Source organism: Serratia sp. Ae19-1 (assembly GCF_059801225.1).
On sequence record NZ_JBCHWD010000006.1, the window covers coordinates 250,458 to 266,383 of the forward strand.

A 15,926-nucleotide genomic window follows, 5' to 3' on the forward strand; every position below is an offset into this window, starting at 1 on the left:
GGCGGGAATATCACATGAAATTCAGTGAACTCTGGTTGCGCGAGTGGGTAAACCCGGCCATCAGCAGCGAAGCATTATCCGATCAAATCACCATGGCCGGCCTGGAAGTGGACGGTGTGGATCCGGTCGCCGGCGCGTTTAACGGCGTTGTGGTGGGTGAAGTGGTCGAGTGCGGCCAGCACCCGAACGCCGACAAACTGCGCGTCACTAAGGTCAACGTCGGCGGCGATCGCCTGTTGGACATCGTCTGCGGCGCGCCGAACTGCCGTACCGGCCTGAAAGTGGCGGTCGCCACCGTGGGCGCGGTGCTGCCGGGCGACTTCAAAATCAAGGCCGCCAAGCTGCGCGGCGAACCTTCGGAAGGCATGCTGTGCTCGTTCTCCGAGCTGGGCATTTCCGACGATCATGACGGCATTATCGAGCTGCCGCTGGATGCGCCAATCGGCACCGACATCCGTGACTATCTGCAGCTGAACGACAACACCATCGAAATCAGCGTCACGCCGAACCGCGCCGACTGTCTGGGCATCATCGGCGTCGCGCGCGACGTGGGCGTACTGAACCAGGTTGCGCTGACCGAGCCGGATATGAGCCCGGTGGCTGCCACCATCGACGCCACGCTGCCGATCCGCGTTGACGCGCCGCAGGCGTGCCCGCGCTATCTGGGCCGCGTGGTGAAAGGCATCGACGTCACCGCGCCAACCCCGCTGTGGATGCGTGAAAAACTGCGTCGCTGCGGCATCCGCTCTATCGATGCAGTGGTTGACGTCACCAACTATGTGCTGCTGGAGCTTGGCCAGCCGATGCACGCTTTCGATCTGAGCCGCATCGACGGCGGCATCGTGGTGCGCATGGCGGAAGAAGGGGAAACGCTGACGCTGCTGGACGGCAGTGAAGCCAAACTGAACGCCGACACCTTAGTGATCGCCGATCATCAAAAAGCGTTGGCGATGGGTGGCATCTTCGGCGGCGAGCACTCCGGCGTTAACGGGGAAACTCAGGACGTGCTGCTGGAATGCGCTTTCTTCAGCCCGCTGTCGATCACCGGCCGCGCGCGCCGTCACGGCCTGCACACCGACGCTTCTCACCGCTATGAGCGCGGTGTCGATCCGGCGCTGCAGTACAAAGCGATGGAGCGTGCTACGCGCCTGCTGCTCGATATTTGCGGCGGCCAGGCCGGCCCGATTATCGACGTGACCCATGAGAACGCACTGCCGAAGCGCGCCACCATCACGCTGCGCCGCGAGAAACTGGATCGCCTGATCGGCCACGTGGTGCCGAGCGAGCAGGTCAGCGACATTCTGCGCCGCCTGGGTTGCCAGGTGACCGAGCAGGGCGACAGCTGGCAAGCGGTCGCGCCGAGCTGGCGTTTCGATATGGAGATCGAAGAAGATCTGGTGGAAGAAGTGGCGCGCGTTTACGGTTACGACAACATCCCGGATGTGCCGGTCCGTGCCGATCTGGTGATGACCCAGCATCGTGAAGCCGATCTGACGCTGAAGCGCGTGAAGACCATGCTGGTCGATCACGGTTATCAGGAAGCGATCACCTACAGCTTCGTCGATCCGAAGGTGCAGGCACTGCTGCACCCGAATGAAGAAGCGCTGATCCTGCCAAGCCCGATTTCGGTAGAAATGTCGGCGATGCGTCTGTCGCTGTGGACCGGCCTGCTGTCTGCGGTGGTGTATAACCAGAACCGCCAGCAGACGCGTCTGCGTCTGTTCGAAAGCGGCCTGCGCTTTGTGCCTGATAGTGCGGCAGATCTGGGTATCCGCCAGGACGTCATGCTGGCGGGGGTGATCGCCGGCCATACGCACGATGAACATTGGGATCTGGCGCGCAAGCCCGTCGACTTCTATGATTTAAAAGGGGATCTGGAGTCTGTCCTCGAACTGACCGGTAAATTATCCGAAATTCAGTTCCGGGCGGAAGCCAATCCGGCCCTGCATCCAGGGCAAAGTGCGGCGATTTATTTGCACGGCGAACGCGTAGGTTTCATCGGTGTGGTTCACCCGGAACTTGAACGTAAACTGGATCTTAACGGCCGCACCGTGGTGTTTGAACTGGAGTGGAACAAGCTTGCGAGCCGCGCTGTGCCTCAGGCGCGGGAGATTTCGCGCTTCCCGGCAAACCGCCGTGATATCGCCATTGTGGTGGCTGAAAACGTCCCTGCAGAAGATATTTTGGCCGAGTGTAAGAAAGTTGGCGCAAATCAGGTAGTTGGCGTAAACTTGTTTGACGTGTACCGTGGCAAGGGCGTGGCAGAAGGTGACAAGAGCCTGGCTATCAGTCTGGTATTGCAGGATACCGCTCGTACACTGGAAGAAGAGGAGATAGCCGCTACCGTTGCAAAATGCGTAGAGGCTCTAAAACAGCGATTCCAAGCATCCTTGAGGGATTGAACCTATGGCGCTTACTAAAGCTGAAATGTCAGAACACCTGTTTGAGAAGCTTGGGCTTAGCAAACGGGACGCCAAAGACCTGGTGGAACTGTTCTTCGAAGAGGTCCGTCGGGCCCTTGAGAACGGTGAACAGGTAAAACTGTCGGGTTTTGGCAACTTTGATCTGCGTGACAAGAACCAACGTCCGGGGCGCAACCCGAAGACCGGCGAAGACATTCCGATTACGGCGCGCCGCGTGGTGACTTTCCGTCCGGGTCAGAAGCTGAAAAGCCGGGTAGAAAACGCCAGCCCGAAAGGGTGAGTGACGTGACATCAAAAAAGGCCGCTTGCGCGGCCTTTTTCTTTTTTGGGGCAAAATTCAGTTTATTCCTAATCGAGCAGGTAGAGATTAAATATATTTATTAAATCACTACGGCGAAAATTTATTTAATCTTAATTGCGGAATATTCTTATATCTTATTTTTCTTGAGTGGTGATTTTATTTCTCTCTTCAATAACGACCGTAATAATGGCCAGGGCCATCGCCGCGGTGACCACCGCCCCAGTGTGGGCCCCAGCAGCAGGCACTGAGGGTTGAGGCCAGGGCCACCACGGCCAGCAGCATACCTATACGTTTAATCATCCTATTATCCTCCGGTGGGAATCCACTTAATTATAATTGTCGCGCGGCTTAAGCGGCGTCAGTTATTTGTTAAGCCTTGTCAGCGACTATGATAATTAAAGGCGGTGGCAAACAGTGTAGGGATTGTGTAAGGCCGTCGAAAACGATCTGAAAATAGGCATCGGTGAGATAGTCGCTAAATAAACGCACTGATATAACCACTGCAGCAAGAAAAATAGAGTGAGAAGGCAAAATGAAAAAGATCCTGTTGCTGGTGTGTTTCCCTCTGTTGCTGCCTTTGGCGGCGCAGGCCGATGTGTCCGTCGATATCAACGTACCGGGCGTTTCCCTGCATCTGGGGGATCAGGACCGCCGCGGTTACTACTGGGATGGCTACGACTGGCGTCCACCGCAATGGTGGCATGCGCATCAGGGGCGTGGCCTCGGCGAGCGCAATGCGCGTGGCTTGTACTGGGACGGCGGGCGTTGGCAACCTTCGCCACCGCGCGGGTATGAGCATCGCGAGCCGGCGCGCAGCGGCAATCCGTTCCACGGCGATCGCGATAATCGCGACCATGACCGGCGTCATGACGATCGCGGCGATCATGGTCGTGGCGATGACGGCCGCGGCCAGCCTTATCCGCAAGGCAACCCTGGCCCGCATCGTTAACCCCTGAGTTTATCGGCGGCTGGTTTTGCCATCATCGTTGCGATGACGGGCAGGGCCAGCCGCTGCTTTCCTGCGCCATCGCCAACGCAAGGCTTCCCCTTGCGGCGTTAACCCCCTAATATTCGACTCAGACGTCAATTATCCGGCCACGATAGCGGCCGGCAGGGAACCGCCGCGCCATGCCAACCAGCCGTACCTTCACCTTACTGTTGCAACACCAACGTTACCGCGACAAACGCCAGGTCATGCTGTTGGCGTTGGGCGTGGCGGTGGCGTTGTTGTTCAGCCTGTGCGCCGGGGATCAATGGATATGGCCGTCGGCTTGGTTCAGCGATCGTGCGCAGCTGTTTGTCTGGCAACTGCGTTTGCCGCGCGCGCTGGCGGTGATGCTGGTTGGCGCCGCCCTGGCGGTAGCGGGTGCGGTGATGCAGGCGCTGTTTGAAAACCCACTGGCGGAACCAGGCCTGCTGGGCGTGGCGAACGGCGCCGGCGTAGCGCTGGTGCTGACGGTATTGTTGGGCCACGGTCTGCTGCCGGTGGCGCTGATGAGCGCCGCCGCGATAGCCGGCGCGCTGGTGATGACTTTCTTGCTGCTGTGGTTTGCTCGCCGGCGGCGCCTGACCAATGCGCGGCTGTTGCTGGTTGGCGTAGCGCTGGGCATCGTGTGCAGCGCGCTGATGACCTGGGCGGTCTATTTCAGCACCAGCCTCGATCTGCGGCAGCTGATGTACTGGATGATGGGCGGTTTCGGCGGTGTCGACTGGCGTCAAAAGTGGCTGGTGCTGGCGTTGTTGCCGGTGCTGCTGTGGCTGTGCGGCCAGGGCCGAGCGCTCAATCTGATGGCGCTGGGCGAAGTGCAGGCGCGGCAGCTCGGGCTGTCGCTGCATGTGTGGCGCAATCTGCTGGTGCTGGCGATCGGCTGGCTGGTCGGTGTCAGCGTGGCGCTTGCCGGCGTGATCGGCTTCGTCGGGCTGGTGATCCCGCATATTCTGCGGCTCACCGGCCTGACCGACCAACGCTATCTGCTGCCGGCCTGTGGGCTGGCGGGAGCCGGCGTATTGCTGGTGGCCGATGTGATCGCCCGCGTTGCGCTACTGGCGGCCGAATTGCCGATCGGCGTGGTGACCGCCACGCTGGGGGCGCCGCTATTTATCTGGTTACTGACCCGGGCAAAAGGCGTAAGGTAGTTTTCTTCATTCACCTGCGATTAAAACTAAAGGATGACAACCGATGAGCAAGCCAATCTACAACCTGCCGTTACAAACCATCGAAAATCAGGCCACCACGTTGGGCGCCTATCAGGGCAAGGTGCTGCTGGTGGTCAATGTGGCCTCGGAGTGCGGCCTGACCAAGCAGTACGAAGGGCTGGAAGCGCTGTACGAAACCTATCGCGATCGGGGCCTGGAAGTGCTGGGGTTCCCGTCCAATGAATTCCTGGGCCAGGAGCCGGGCAGCAACGAAGAGATCCTGGCGTTTTGCCGTGGCACCTTCGGCGTGCAATTCCCGATGTTCGCCAAGATTGAGGTGAACGGCGACCACCGCCATCCGCTGTATCAGGCGCTGATTGCCGCGCAGCCGGAGGCCACCGCCCCAGAGGGCAGCGAATTCCTGGCGCGGATGACCAGCAAAGGCCGCGCGCCGAAGCTCGCCGGCGATATTCTGTGGAACTTCGAGAAATTCCTTGTCGCGCGCGACGGTACGGTGATCCAGCGTTTCTCGCCTGACACTACGCCGGAAGATCCGGCGCTGGTGGCGGCGGTGAAACAAGCGCTGGCGGGATAAGACGGATGCTGCAGCTCGTTGAGGTTGGCGTGGCGGGGCGCCTGGCGCCTTTTTCGGCACAGATTGACGGCGGGTTGCAGGTCCATCTGATCGGCCCGAACGGCGCGGGGAAGAGCACCCTGTTGGCGCGGGTGGCGGGCATGTTGCCGGGGCTGGGCGAGGTCCGCCTGAACGAACGCGCGCTGTCCGATTATTCGGGGAGCGAACTGGCATGCCGGCGCGGTTACCTCAGCCAGCAACAGCCGCCGGTGTCGCTGATGCCGGTATTTCAGTATTTGGCGTTGCATCGGCCCGCGGCAGCGCCGCAAACCGATGTGGAGCACGCCATCCTCTATCTGTGCCAGCGCCTGAAGCTGGCGGATAAGCTGTCGCGCATGCTGACGCAGCTTTCTGGCGGCGAATGGCAGCGGGTGCGGCTGGCGGCGGTGCTGTTGCAGGTGTGGCCCAGCGTCAATCCGCACAGTCGGCTGTTGCTGTTGGATGAACCGACCAACAGCCTGGACGTGGCACAGAAAGTTGCGCTGGATCGCCTGCTGCGGGAGTTTTGCCAGAGCGGGCGCAGCGCTCTGGTGTGCGCGCACGATCTGAATCATACCTTGCAGCAGGCCGATCGGGTTTGGTTGCTGCACGCCGGGCGGCTGGTGGCGCAGGGCGTGACGCGTGAGGTGATGGCGCCCGCACTGCTGTCGCAGATCTACGAAGTGGATTTCCACCTGCAATGGGTGGGAGAACAGCGTTGGATCATGACCAAAACGGCTTAGATTTCTCCGCCAGCGTTCCACAACATAAACGAAAACTAAACATAGTGAATATAAATAGCGGGGTAAGCATTGACCAATATTGTGCTGCCTCTCATTTTCTCGTCGATTTTCTTGAAAAACGTCGATGACGTGCTACGCTTGATTCGGCAAAAATAAAATAAGTAAATAATTATTTAAAAACATAATAAATTGATTTTAATAATGATTTTAAATTGATGATGGCGACACCCACCAATCAGTTAACCCACTGATGACAAGTCTCGTCTTAAGGTTTAGTTAAGCTTGCGGCCTTACATTGGCAGTTAATCCACGGAAACGATTCTTCTCTGGCGTTTAATATTCGTTAAACGAAAGGGATTTACAGTGTCATCAAAAGCAGTTCGATACGTTTGGGGTTAACTATGGATCAATTTTTGCCTTTCTCTCGCCCGGCCATTGGCGATGAAGAAATCGCCGCGGTAGAGAAAGTGTTGCGTTCAGGTTGGATCACCACCGGGCCGCAAAACCAGCAATTGGAAAGCGACTTCTGTTCCACCTTCGGTTGTAAGCACGCCATCGCCGTCAGTTCCGCCACCGCGGGCATGCACATCACGCTGATGGCGCTCGGCATCGGTCCCGGCGACGAAGTCATCACCCCCTCGCAAACCTGGGTTTCCACCCTCAACATGATCGAGCTGCTGGGCGCCACGCCGGTGATGATCGACGTTGACCGTGATACGCTGATGGTCAGCGCCGCCGATGTCGAGGCCGCCATCACCCCGAAAACCAAAGCGATCGTTCCGGTGCATTACGCTGGGGCTCCCCTGCAGATGGACGCGCTGCGCGCCGTGGCCGAACGCCACCGTCTGCCGTTGATCGAAGACGCCGCTCACGCGGTCGGTACGCGTTACAACGGCGAATGGGTCGGCGCACGCGGCACGGCGATTTTCTCGTTCCACGCGATTAAAAACGTGACCTGCGCCGAAGGCGGCCTGATCGCCACCGACGACGATGCGCTGGCGGATCGTCTGCGTTGCCTGAAATTCCACGGTCTGGCCGTCGATGCCTTCGACCGCCAACAGCTCGGCCGCAAACCGCAGGCCGAGGTGGTGGAGCCGGGTTACAAATACAACCTGTCCGACATTCACGCGGCGATCGCCGTGGTGCAACTGTCGCGCTTCGCTGAGCTGAACGCGCGCCGTAAAGCGCTGGCGCAGCGCTACCTGAAGGCGCTGGAAGGTTCGCCGTTCCAACCGTTGGGCGTGCCGGATTACCCGCATGACCACGCCTGGCACCTGTTTATGGTCCGCGTCGATCCAGAACGTTGCGGCATCGATCGCGACCAGCTGATGGAGCGCCTGAAAGAGGTTGGCGTCGGCACCGGGCTGCATTTCCGCGCCGCCCATACCCAGAAATTCTACCGTGAGCGTTACCCGCAGCTTTCTTTGCCGAACACCGAATGGAACTCGGCGCGGCTGTGCACCTTACCGCTATTCCCTGATATGACCGACGCCGATGTCGATCGCGTGGTCAATGCCTTGTCTTCTGTTGTGGAGTCTTTACGTGTCTCGCGTTGAACCGATTAAAAAAGTGTCGATAGTCATCCCGGTATACAACGAGCAGGAAAGTTTGCCGGCGTTGCTGGAGCGTACTACCGCCGCCTGTAAGCAGTTGTCTCAGCCTTATGAAATCATCCTCGTCGACGATGGCAGCAGCGACAACTCCGCTGACATGCTGACCGCAGCGGCGGAAAAGCCGGACAGCCACGTGATCGCCGTCCTGCTGAACCGCAACTATGGCCAGCACTCGGCCATTATGGCCGGTTTCAACCAGGTGACCGGCGATCTGGTGATTACGCTGGACGCCGATCTGCAGAACCCGCCGGAAGAGATCCCGCGCTTGGTCAGCGTGGCGGAAGAGGGCTATGACGTAGTGGGCACCGTGCGCGCCAACCGTCAGGACTCCTGGTTCCGCAAAAGCGCCTCGCGGGTGATCAACATGATGATTCAACGCGCCACCGGCAAGTCGATGGGGGACTACGGCTGCATGCTGCGCGCCTACCGTCGTCATATCGTGGAGGCGATGCTGCACTGTCATGAACGCAGCACCTTTATCCCTATTCTGGCGAACACCTTCGCCCGTCGCACCACCGAGATCGAAGTGCGACACGCCGAGCGCGAGTTTGGCGATTCCAAATACAGCCTGATGAAGCTGATCAACCTGATGTACGACCTGATCACCTGCCTGACCACCACGCCGCTGCGTTTGCTCAGCGTGGTCGGCAGCATCGTGGCGCTGTCCGGTTTCGTGCTGGCGCTGGTGCTGATTGCGCTGCGTCTGCTGCTGGGTCCTGAATGGGCCGCCGGCGGCGTGTTCACCCTCTTCGCCGTCCTGTTCACCTTTATCGGCGCCCAGTTTGTTGGCATGGGGCTACTGGGTGAATACATCGGCCGCATCTATACCGACGTGCGCGCACGTCCTCGCTATTTTGTTCAGAAAGTGGTCGGCGTACAGCAAGACCACAATACTCAGGAAGAAGAATGATGAAAGCTATTGTATTTGCTTACCATGATATTGGCTGCGCAGGTCTGAAAGCGCTGACTGAGGCGGGTTATGACGTGCAGGCCGTATTCACGCACACTGATGACCCTGGTGAGAACAACTTCTTCTCCTCCGTGGCCCGTTTGGGCGCCGAATTGGATCTGCCGGTCTACGCGCCGGAAGATGTGAACCACCCGCTGTGGGTTGATCGCATTCGCGAACTGCAGCCGGACGTGATCTTCTCGTTCTATTACCGTCACATGCTGAGCGACGAGATCCTGTCGCTGGCGCCGCTGGGCGGTTTCAACCTGCACGGTTCGCTGCTGCCGCGCTACCGTGGCCGCGCGCCGGTGAACTGGGCGTTGGTGAATGGCGAAACCGAAACCGGCGCCACGCTGCACAAGATGGTGAAGCGCCCGGATGCCGGCGACATCATTGGTCAGCAGAAAGTGACCATCGCCGACAACGACACCGCGTTGACGCTGCACAAAAAAGTGCTGGAAGCCGCGCAGGCCGTATTGAAAGAGCAGCTGCCGAAGCTGAAGAACGGCACCGCCAGCTTCACCAAGCAGGATGAGTCTCAGGCCAGCTACTTCGGTCGCCGCACCGCGGCGGACGGCGAGATCCTGTGGCACAAATCCGCCAAAGAGATCAACAACCTGGTGCGCGCCGTCACCGAACCGTACCCGGGTGCCTTCAGCTACCTCGGCCAGCGCAAGCTGATCGTCTGGCGCTCTCGCGTGCTGGATACCCAACACGATAAGCAACCGGGCACCGTGCTGAGCACTGCGCCGCTGGTCATCGCCTGTGGCGAAGGCGCGCTGGAGATCGTCGCCGGTCAGAACGAAAGCGGCCTGTATGTACAGGGCAGCCGCCTGGCGCAGGAAATGGGCATCGTCACCGACGTGCGTCTGGCCGCCAAGCCGAATGCCGTGATGAAGCGCCGCACCCGCGTGCTGATCCTCGGGGTCAACGGTTTCATCGGTAACCACCTGACCGAGCGCCTGCTGCGCGACGATCGTTATGACATCTACGGTCTGGACATCGGCTCTGATGCCATCAGCCGCTTCCTCGACAACCCGCGTTTCCACTTCGTGGAAGGCGACATCAGCATCCATTCCGAGTGGATCGAGTATCACATCAAGAAATGCGACGTGGTGCTGCCGCTGGTGGCGATCGCGACGCCGATCGAATACACCCGCAACCCGCTGCGCGTGTTCGAGCTGGACTTCGAAGAGAACCTGAAGATCGTTCGCGACTGTGTGAAATACAACAAGCGCATCATCTTCCCGTCCACTTCCGAAGTGTACGGCATGTGCGACGACAAAGAGTTCGATGAAGATCATTCGCGTCTGATCGTCGGGCCGATCAACAAACAGCGCTGGATCTACTCGGTTTCCAAACAGCTGCTGGATCGGGTGATCTGGGCCTACGGCGCCAAAGAAGGCCTGAAGTTCACGCTGTTCCGTCCGTTCAACTGGATGGGGCCGCGTCTGGATAACCTGGACGCCGCGCGCATCGGTTCTTCCCGCGCCATCACCCAGCTGATCCTCAACCTGGTGGAAGGTTCGCCGATCAAACTGATGGACGGCGGCGCGCAGAAACGTTGCTTCACCGACATCAACGACGGCATCGAAGCGCTGTTCCGCATCATCGAGAACCGCGACGGCCTGTGCGACGGCCAGATCGTCAACATCGGCAACCCGACCAACGAAGCGAGCATTCGCGAGCTGGCGGAAATGCTGTTGGAAAGCTTCAACAACCACCCGCTGCGCGACCGCTTCCCGCCGTTTGCCGGCTTCAAGGACGTGGAGAGCAGCAGCTACTACGGTAAAGGTTACCAGGACGTCGAGCACCGCACGCCGAGCATCAAGAACGCGCGCCGCCTGCTGGACTGGCAGCCGACCATCGAGATGAAGCAAACCGTCGCCGATACGCTGGACTACTTCCTGCGCACTACCGTTCAGGAAGGGAACGGTGCATGAAGAAAGTCGGTCTGCGGGTTGATGTAGATACCTTCAGCGGCACCCGTGAAGGGGTGCCGCAGTTGCTGGACCTGTTCGAAAAGTATGACATTCAGGCCAGCTTCTTCTTCAGCGTGGGACCGGACAACATGGGGCGCCATCTTTGGCGCCTTTTGCGTCCGAAATTTCTGTGGAAAATGCTGCGTTCGAATGCCGCCTCGCTGTACGGCCTGGACATTCTGCTGGCCGGCACCGCCTGGCCGGGGCGCAATATTTCGCGCGCGTTGGGGCCGCTGATGAAGCGCACCGCCGAAGCCGGCCATGAAGTCGGGCTGCACGCGTGGGATCACCAGGGCTGGCAGGCCAAGGTCGGCAAGTGGAGCGAGGCGCAGTTGACCGAACAGGTGCAATTGGGCGTCGACGCTCTGAGCGCCTGCACCGGTCGGCCGGTGAAATGCTCCGCCGTGGCGGGCTGGCGTGCCGATACGCGCGTGCTGGAGGTCAAGCAGCGCTTCGGCTTCCATTACAACAGCGATTGCCGCGGCACCCATCCGTTCCGCCCGGTGCTGAGCGACGGGCGTCACGGTACGGTGCAGATCCCGGTGACGTTGCCGACTTTCGACGAGGTGATCGGCAGCGAAGTGAGCATGGCCGACTTCAACGACTACATTCTGCGCGCCATCGAGAACGATCGCGGCGTACCGGTGTACACCATTCACACCGAAGTGGAAGGCATGTCGCAAGCGGCGATGTTCGAACAGTTATTGCAACGCGCACGGCAGCAGGGCATCGAATTCTGCCCGCTGAGCGCGCTGTTGCCGCAAGATTTGGCGTCACTGCCGTTGGGCCGCATCAAGCGAGCTCCTTTCCCCGGCCGCGAAGGTTGGCTGGGCTGTCAAACCGATGTGAAGGACGTTACATGAAGGCGCTAAAAGGATCCTGGGCCATTGTGCTGGCCGTTTTTTTTGCTCTGGTTTACCTGATCCCGCTGAACGGTCGCCTGCTGTGGCAGCCGGACGAGACGCGTTATGCCGAGATCAGCCGTGAGATGCTGCAGCGCGGCGATTGGGTGGTGCCGCATCTGCTGGGGCTGCGTTATTTCGAAAAGCCGGTAGCGGGTTACTGGTTCAATAACATCAGCCAATGGCTGTTCGGCGAAAACAACTTTGCGGTGCGCTTTGGCTCGGTGTTCAGCACCGGCATGACCGCATTGCTGGTGTTCGCGCTGGCGATGCTGATGTGGCGCAATGCGCGCCGCGCCAGCCTGGCGACGCTGATGTTCCTGTCGATGGTGCTGGTATTCAGCATCGGCACCTACAGCGTGCTCGATCCGATGATTTCGCTGTGGTTGGCGGCGGCGATGGTCAGCTACTATCTGACGCTGAAAGCCACCTCGGTCAAAGGCAAACTGGGCGCTTACGCGCTGCTGGGGCTGGCCTGCGGCATGGGCTTTATGACCAAGGGCTTCCTGGCGCTGGCGGTGCCGGTGATCGCGGTGATCCCGATCGTCATTCAGCAACGACGCATCAAGGATCTGCTGTTCTACGGCCCGGTGGCGATCGTAACCGCCACGCTGCTCAGCCTGCCGTGGGCACTGGCGATCGCGCAGCGTGAACCCGATTTCTGGAATTACTTCTTCTGGGTCGAGCACATTCAGCGTTTCGCCGAAGATAACGCTCAGCACAAGGCGCCGTTCTGGTATTACCTGCCGATCCTGCTGGCGGCGGTGCTGCCGTGGCTGGCGCTGCTGCCCGGTGCGCTGCTCAAAGGCTGGCGTGAGCGCGTGCAGCGCCCGGAGCTGTTCTTCCTGCTGAGCTGGGCGATGATGCCGTTGATCTTCTTCAGCATCGCCAAAGGCAAGCTGCCGACCTACATTCTGCCGTGCATGGCGCCGCTGGCGCTGCTGATGACCGCCTATGCGGAAGACTACGCCGCTACGCTGCGTACCAAGCTGTTTAAGGCCAACGCCTGGCTGAACGGCCTGTTCGGGCTGATCGGCATCGTGGCGCTGGTGGTGTTGATCTCCGGTTTGCTGCCGAAGGCGCATCTGTTTACCCCGCGGGAGTGGCCAAAAGTGGTTCTCGGCCTGATCGCCTTCGGCGGCTGGCTGCTGTTCGCGCTGGTCTCCGTACGCGATAACGGTCGCCAATGGCGTTGGGCGGCGGCTTGCCCGGTGCTGTTGTGTCTGGTGATCGGTTACGCGATTCCGCAGCAGGTGACCGACTCCAAACTGCCGCAGAACTTCGCGCGCGCCACGATGGCCGAGCTGGGCAACAGCCGTTATGTGCTGACCGACAGCGTCGGGGTGGCGGCCGGCCTGGCCTGGGAACTGAAGCGCAGCGATGTGCTGATGTACAGCCAGAAAGGCGAGGTGGCCTATGGTCTGGAGTATCCGGACGCCAAGGGGCACCTGATCAGCGACGCCGACTTCCCGCAGTGGCTGGCGCAGGCGCGCAAGCAGGGGAACGTGTCGCTGGTGCTGCAGCTGTCCCGCGGCGAAGCGTTGCCGCAGGAACTGCCTGCCGCAGACAAGGTGGATCGCATGAATCGTCTGGTGCTGATGTGGTATAAACAGCAACCATGATGGGTTTTCTGTTGGTGGTCGTGGTCAGTCTGCTCACCTGTGGTGGGCAGCTGTGCCAGAAGCAGGCGGCGCACTGTTGGGAACAGGCCGGCGAGGCGCGGCTGAAGCAGACGCTGCGCTGGCTGGCGCTGGCGGTGTTGTTGCTGGGGCTGGGCATGGCGGTGTGGCTCAATGTGCTGCAACGCCTGCCGCTCAGCCTGGCTTACCCGATGCTGAGCCTGAATTTCGTGATGGTGACGCTGGCGGCGCGTTGGCTGTTTCATGAGCCAACGACCCCGCGCCATTGGTGCGGCGTGGCGTCGATTATGTTGGGGATCCTGCTGATGAGCGTGCATTCATGAGGGGCTATGCCTGGGGCGCTGCCAGCGTGCTGCTGGTGACGCTGGCGCAGTTGCTGATGAAATGGGGCATGGTGCAAATCCCGCTGATGTCGTTCGCCGACGTCTCGTTGGCGTTGATCGGCGACTACTGGCTGCCGTTGCTGGCGGTGGGCGGCGGCATCTTCGGTTATGCGCTGTCGATGCTGTGTTGGTTCTTTGCGCTGCGCCACCTGCCGTTAAACCGCGCTTATCCTCTGCTGAGCGTCAGCTACGCGCTGGTCTATCTGGCGGCGGTGATCCTGCCGTGGTTTAACGAATCCGCTACGCTGCTGAAAACGTTGGGCACGCTGTTTATTCTGTTCGGCGTCTGGCTAATTAACAGCAAATCCGAGACGAAATCGCCGGAATAGGGTCAAAACCGGCGATCCTGCTATTATCTCCCTCATGGCGCTTGCCTTTTTCCCCGTGCGGGAGATAAATTACGCCAAATAGCGCTCTCCTTACGTGATGCCGGCTTTGCCTCGCAGGCGGTGGTGGTGTGCCGATTGGCATAATGCGGCAGCGTGTTCAATGAAGGGATATTATGCGGATGCGTGTGTGGTTTTTATTAGCCAGTTTGATTCTCGCCGGTTGCAGCAGCCATGCGCCGCCGCCCAGCGGCCGCCTGGCGGATTCGATCGTGGTGGTAGCCCAGCTCAATGAGCAGCTGCGCCAGTGGTACGGCACACCTTACCGCTATGGCGGTCTGGATCGCGGCGGCGTGGATTGTTCCGGCTTCGTTTACCGCACGTTCCGCGATCGTTTCGACATGCAGCTGCCGCGTTCGACCGAAGAGCAAACCTCGCTGGGCACCAAAGTCTCGCGCGATGAGCTGATGCCGGGCGATCTGGTGTTTTTCAAGACCGGCGGCGGCGAGAACGGCCTGCACGTCGGCATCTACGATACCAACGACCAATTTATCCACGCTTCGACCAGCCGCGGGGTGATCCGTTCCTCGCTCGATAACGTCTACTGGAAGCGGGTGTACTGGCAGGCGCGACGCATTTAGCCTTAACCCGTTGATTTGGTGTATCATGGCGGCATCACGTGTTTTGAACGGTGCCTGCCATGAACAGCCTGCGTTTATTGATCTCCGACTCCTACGATCCCTGGTTCAACCTGGCGGTGGAAGAGTGCATCTTCCGCGAAGTGACCACGCAAAAAATCCTCTTCCTGTGGCGCAACGCCGAAACGGTGGTGATTGGCCAGTCGCAGAACCCCTGGAAAGAGTGCAACACCCGACGCATGGAGCAGGACGGCATTCGGCTGGCGCGGCGCAGCAGCGGCGGCGGGGCGGTATTTCATGACCTGGGCAACACCTGCTTTACCTTTATGGCCGGCAAGCCGGGTTACGACAAAAGCGTCTCGACCAACATCATTCTGCAAGCGTTGCGGCAGTTGGGGGTTACCGCCGACGCCTCGGGCCGCAACGACCTGGTAATGGAAACCGCCGACGGGCCGCGTAAAATCTCCGGTTCGGCCTATCGCGAAACGCAGGATCGCGGTTTCCATCACGGCACGCTGCTGCTGAACGCCGATCTGGAGCGGCTGGCGGACTATCTGAATCCGGATCCCAAAAAACTGCAGGCCAAGGGCATCGCCTCGGTGCGTTCGCGCGTCGCCAATCTGGCGGAGTTTTTGCCGGGCATCAGCCATGAGCAGGTGTGCGAGGCGATCGCGCAGGCCTTCTTCGCCCACTATGGCGAAACGGCCGAACCGGAGATCATTTCGCCGGATGCGCTGCCCGACCTGCCCGATTTTGCCGCGCAGTTCGCCAAACAGAGCAGTTGGGAATGGAATTTTGGCAAGGCGCCGGCATTCAGTCACCTGCTGAACGAACGCTTCGTCTGGGGCGGCGTGGACCTGTTCTTCGATGTGGAGAAGGGGGGCATTGTCCGCGCGCAGCTGTTCACTGACAGCTTGAATCCTGCTCCGCTGCAGCGGCTGGCGGAGGCGCTGGTGGGCTGCGCATACCGCAGCGAGCCGGTTTCCGCGTGCTGTGATCGTCTGATGGCGGACTATCCGCAACAGGCGGCCGAATTGAGCGAGCTGCGGCAATGGCTGAGCGAAACAATCCGCTGACCGGCAGGCTGGCGAGGATGAAGGGATGAGCGTGCTCATCCCTTTTTTTATCCCTGAATCCGGCGATGTGCCAGGGCGTAGCGTAGATTTTCTAAAAATCAAGGTGGGCACTTTTTTACGTTTTCAATGCGACGAATAACAGGTGGAATTGATGTGTTATTAAATTTAATCAGTCATCGTTAACGGCAGGAAAAATCGGCG

16 protein-coding genes are annotated in these 15,926 nt (G+C 59.8%); 15 read left to right on the top strand and 1 reads right to left on the bottom strand.

The window, feature by feature from the left end; translation table 11 throughout:
* Positions 1 to 14 precede the first annotated feature (14 nt).
* Positions 15 to 2,402 carry a phenylalanine--tRNA ligase subunit beta gene (gene pheT / locus AAIE04_RS18525; protein ID WP_019456029.1) on the top strand — a complete coding sequence of 796 codons (2,388 nt, stop codon included), beginning with the start codon at positions 15 to 17 and terminating at the stop codon, positions 2,400 to 2,402.
* 4 nt (positions 2,403 to 2,406) lie between these two features.
* The gene (gene ihfA / locus AAIE04_RS18530) at positions 2,407 to 2,703 is read left to right on the top strand and encodes an integration host factor subunit alpha (protein WP_004931414.1); all 297 of its coding nucleotides are present in this window, start codon (positions 2,407 to 2,409) and stop codon (positions 2,701 to 2,703) included.
* Between the two features lie 189 nt (positions 2,704 to 2,892).
* Here ihfA and AAIE04_RS18535 read toward each other — a convergent pair whose 3' ends face one another.
* Positions 2,893 to 3,024 carry a hypothetical protein gene (locus tag AAIE04_RS18535; protein WP_255427997.1) on the bottom strand — a complete coding sequence of 44 codons (132 nt, stop codon included), beginning with the start codon at positions 3,022 to 3,024 and terminating at the stop codon, positions 2,893 to 2,895.
* A gap of 232 nt (positions 3,025 to 3,256) precedes the next feature.
* Here AAIE04_RS18535 and AAIE04_RS18540 point away from each other — a divergent pair, with 232 nt between their 5' ends.
* The 13 genes from AAIE04_RS18540 (at position 3,257) to lplA (ending at position 15,725) form a co-directional block, all read left to right on the top strand.
* The gene (locus tag AAIE04_RS18540; RefSeq protein ID WP_019456028.1) at positions 3,257 to 3,673 is read left to right on the top strand and encodes a DUF2502 domain-containing protein; all 417 of its coding nucleotides are present in this window, start codon (positions 3,257 to 3,259) and stop codon (positions 3,671 to 3,673) included.
* A 179-nt stretch (positions 3,674 to 3,852) separates the two neighbouring features.
* Positions 3,853 to 4,860, top strand: a complete 1,008-nt coding sequence (gene btuC, locus AAIE04_RS18545; protein WP_498577499.1) for a vitamin B12 ABC transporter permease BtuC — start codon at positions 3,853 to 3,855, stop codon at positions 4,858 to 4,860.
* Between the two features lie 43 nt (positions 4,861 to 4,903).
* Positions 4,904 to 5,455 carry a glutathione peroxidase gene (locus AAIE04_RS18550; protein WP_498577500.1) on the top strand — a complete coding sequence of 184 codons (552 nt, stop codon included), beginning with the start codon at positions 4,904 to 4,906 and terminating at the stop codon, positions 5,453 to 5,455.
* A 5-nt stretch (positions 5,456 to 5,460) separates the two neighbouring features.
* On the top strand, positions 5,461 to 6,216 hold the full coding sequence (gene btuD / locus AAIE04_RS18555) for a vitamin B12 ABC transporter ATP-binding protein BtuD (RefSeq protein WP_019456025.1): 756 nt from the start codon (positions 5,461 to 5,463) through the stop codon (positions 6,214 to 6,216).
* 401 nt (positions 6,217 to 6,617) lie between these two features.
* A complete protein-coding gene (gene arnB, locus AAIE04_RS18560) occupies positions 6,618 to 7,772 on the top strand; it encodes a UDP-4-amino-4-deoxy-L-arabinose aminotransferase (protein WP_498057410.1) in 1,155 nt (384 codons plus the stop codon).
* On the top strand, positions 7,759 to 8,739 hold the full coding sequence (gene arnC / locus AAIE04_RS18565) for an undecaprenyl-phosphate 4-deoxy-4-formamido-L-arabinose transferase (protein ID WP_019456023.1): 981 nt from the start codon (positions 7,759 to 7,761) through the stop codon (positions 8,737 to 8,739). The genes arnB and arnC overlap by 14 nt, the downstream gene beginning before the upstream one ends.
* Complete coding sequence (arnA, locus tag AAIE04_RS18570) at positions 8,739 to 10,721, top strand: bifunctional UDP-4-amino-4-deoxy-L-arabinose formyltransferase/UDP-glucuronic acid oxidase ArnA (protein ID WP_074054904.1); 1,983 nt, start codon at positions 8,739 to 8,741, stop codon at positions 10,719 to 10,721. Before arnC ends, arnA begins: the two co-directional genes overlap by 1 nt.
* Positions 10,718 to 11,623, top strand: coding sequence for a 4-deoxy-4-formamido-L-arabinose-phosphoundecaprenol deformylase (gene arnD / locus AAIE04_RS18575; protein ID WP_074054376.1), 906 nt, complete (start codon positions 10,718 to 10,720; stop codon positions 11,621 to 11,623). Before arnA ends, arnD begins: the two co-directional genes overlap by 4 nt.
* Complete coding sequence (gene arnT / locus AAIE04_RS18580; protein ID WP_498577501.1) at positions 11,620 to 13,284, top strand: lipid IV(A) 4-amino-4-deoxy-L-arabinosyltransferase; 1,665 nt, start codon at positions 11,620 to 11,622, stop codon at positions 13,282 to 13,284. The genes arnD and arnT overlap by 4 nt, the downstream gene beginning before the upstream one ends.
* A complete protein-coding gene (arnE, locus tag AAIE04_RS18585; RefSeq protein WP_154746125.1) occupies positions 13,281 to 13,625 on the top strand; it encodes a 4-amino-4-deoxy-L-arabinose-phosphoundecaprenol flippase subunit ArnE in 345 nt (114 codons plus the stop codon). Before arnT ends, arnE begins: the two co-directional genes overlap by 4 nt.
* Positions 13,622 to 14,014 carry a 4-amino-4-deoxy-L-arabinose-phosphoundecaprenol flippase subunit ArnF gene (gene arnF / locus AAIE04_RS18590; RefSeq protein WP_019456018.1) on the top strand — a complete coding sequence of 131 codons (393 nt, stop codon included), beginning with the start codon at positions 13,622 to 13,624 and terminating at the stop codon, positions 14,012 to 14,014. Before arnE ends, arnF begins: the two co-directional genes overlap by 4 nt.
* Before the next feature lie 173 nt (positions 14,015 to 14,187).
* The gene (locus tag AAIE04_RS18595) at positions 14,188 to 14,652 is read left to right on the top strand and encodes an NlpC/P60 family protein (RefSeq protein ID WP_016927954.1); all 465 of its coding nucleotides are present in this window, start codon (positions 14,188 to 14,190) and stop codon (positions 14,650 to 14,652) included.
* A gap of 59 nt (positions 14,653 to 14,711) precedes the next feature.
* Positions 14,712 to 15,725, top strand: coding sequence for a lipoate--protein ligase (lplA, locus tag AAIE04_RS18600; RefSeq protein ID WP_498577502.1), 1,014 nt, complete (start codon positions 14,712 to 14,714; stop codon positions 15,723 to 15,725).
* Positions 15,726 to 15,926 lie beyond the last annotated feature (201 nt).

What these genes read in the sequence shown, in the direction of transcription:
- pheT (WP_019456029.1), top strand. Translation starts at nt 15, where the DNA reads ATGAAATTCAGTGAACTCTGGTTGCGCGAGTGGGTAAACCCGGCCATC.
- ihfA (WP_004931414.1), top strand. Translation starts at nt 2,407, where the DNA reads ATGGCGCTTACTAAAGCTGAAATGTCAGAACACCTGTTTGAGAAGCTT.
- AAIE04_RS18535 (WP_255427997.1), bottom strand. Translation starts at nt 3,024, where the DNA reads ATGATTAAACGTATAGGTATGCTGCTGGCCGTGGTGGCCCTGGCCTCA.
- AAIE04_RS18540 (WP_019456028.1), top strand. Translation starts at nt 3,257, where the DNA reads ATGAAAAAGATCCTGTTGCTGGTGTGTTTCCCTCTGTTGCTGCCTTTG.
- btuC (WP_498577499.1), top strand. Translation starts at nt 3,853, where the DNA reads ATGCCAACCAGCCGTACCTTCACCTTACTGTTGCAACACCAACGTTAC.
- AAIE04_RS18550 (WP_498577500.1), top strand. Translation starts at nt 4,904, where the DNA reads ATGAGCAAGCCAATCTACAACCTGCCGTTACAAACCATCGAAAATCAG.
- btuD (WP_019456025.1), top strand. Translation starts at nt 5,461, where the DNA reads ATGCTGCAGCTCGTTGAGGTTGGCGTGGCGGGGCGCCTGGCGCCTTTT.
- arnB (WP_498057410.1), top strand. Translation starts at nt 6,618, where the DNA reads ATGGATCAATTTTTGCCTTTCTCTCGCCCGGCCATTGGCGATGAAGAA.
- arnA (WP_074054904.1), top strand. Translation starts at nt 8,739, where the DNA reads ATGAAAGCTATTGTATTTGCTTACCATGATATTGGCTGCGCAGGTCTG.
- arnD (WP_074054376.1), top strand. Translation starts at nt 10,718, where the DNA reads ATGAAGAAAGTCGGTCTGCGGGTTGATGTAGATACCTTCAGCGGCACC.
- arnT (WP_498577501.1), top strand. Translation starts at nt 11,620, where the DNA reads ATGAAGGCGCTAAAAGGATCCTGGGCCATTGTGCTGGCCGTTTTTTTT.
- arnE (WP_154746125.1), top strand. Translation starts at nt 13,281, where the DNA reads ATGATGGGTTTTCTGTTGGTGGTCGTGGTCAGTCTGCTCACCTGTGGT.
- arnF (WP_019456018.1), top strand. Translation starts at nt 13,622, where the DNA reads ATGAGGGGCTATGCCTGGGGCGCTGCCAGCGTGCTGCTGGTGACGCTG.
- AAIE04_RS18595 (WP_016927954.1), top strand. Translation starts at nt 14,188, where the DNA reads ATGCGGATGCGTGTGTGGTTTTTATTAGCCAGTTTGATTCTCGCCGGT.
- lplA (WP_498577502.1), top strand. Translation starts at nt 14,712, where the DNA reads ATGAACAGCCTGCGTTTATTGATCTCCGACTCCTACGATCCCTGGTTC.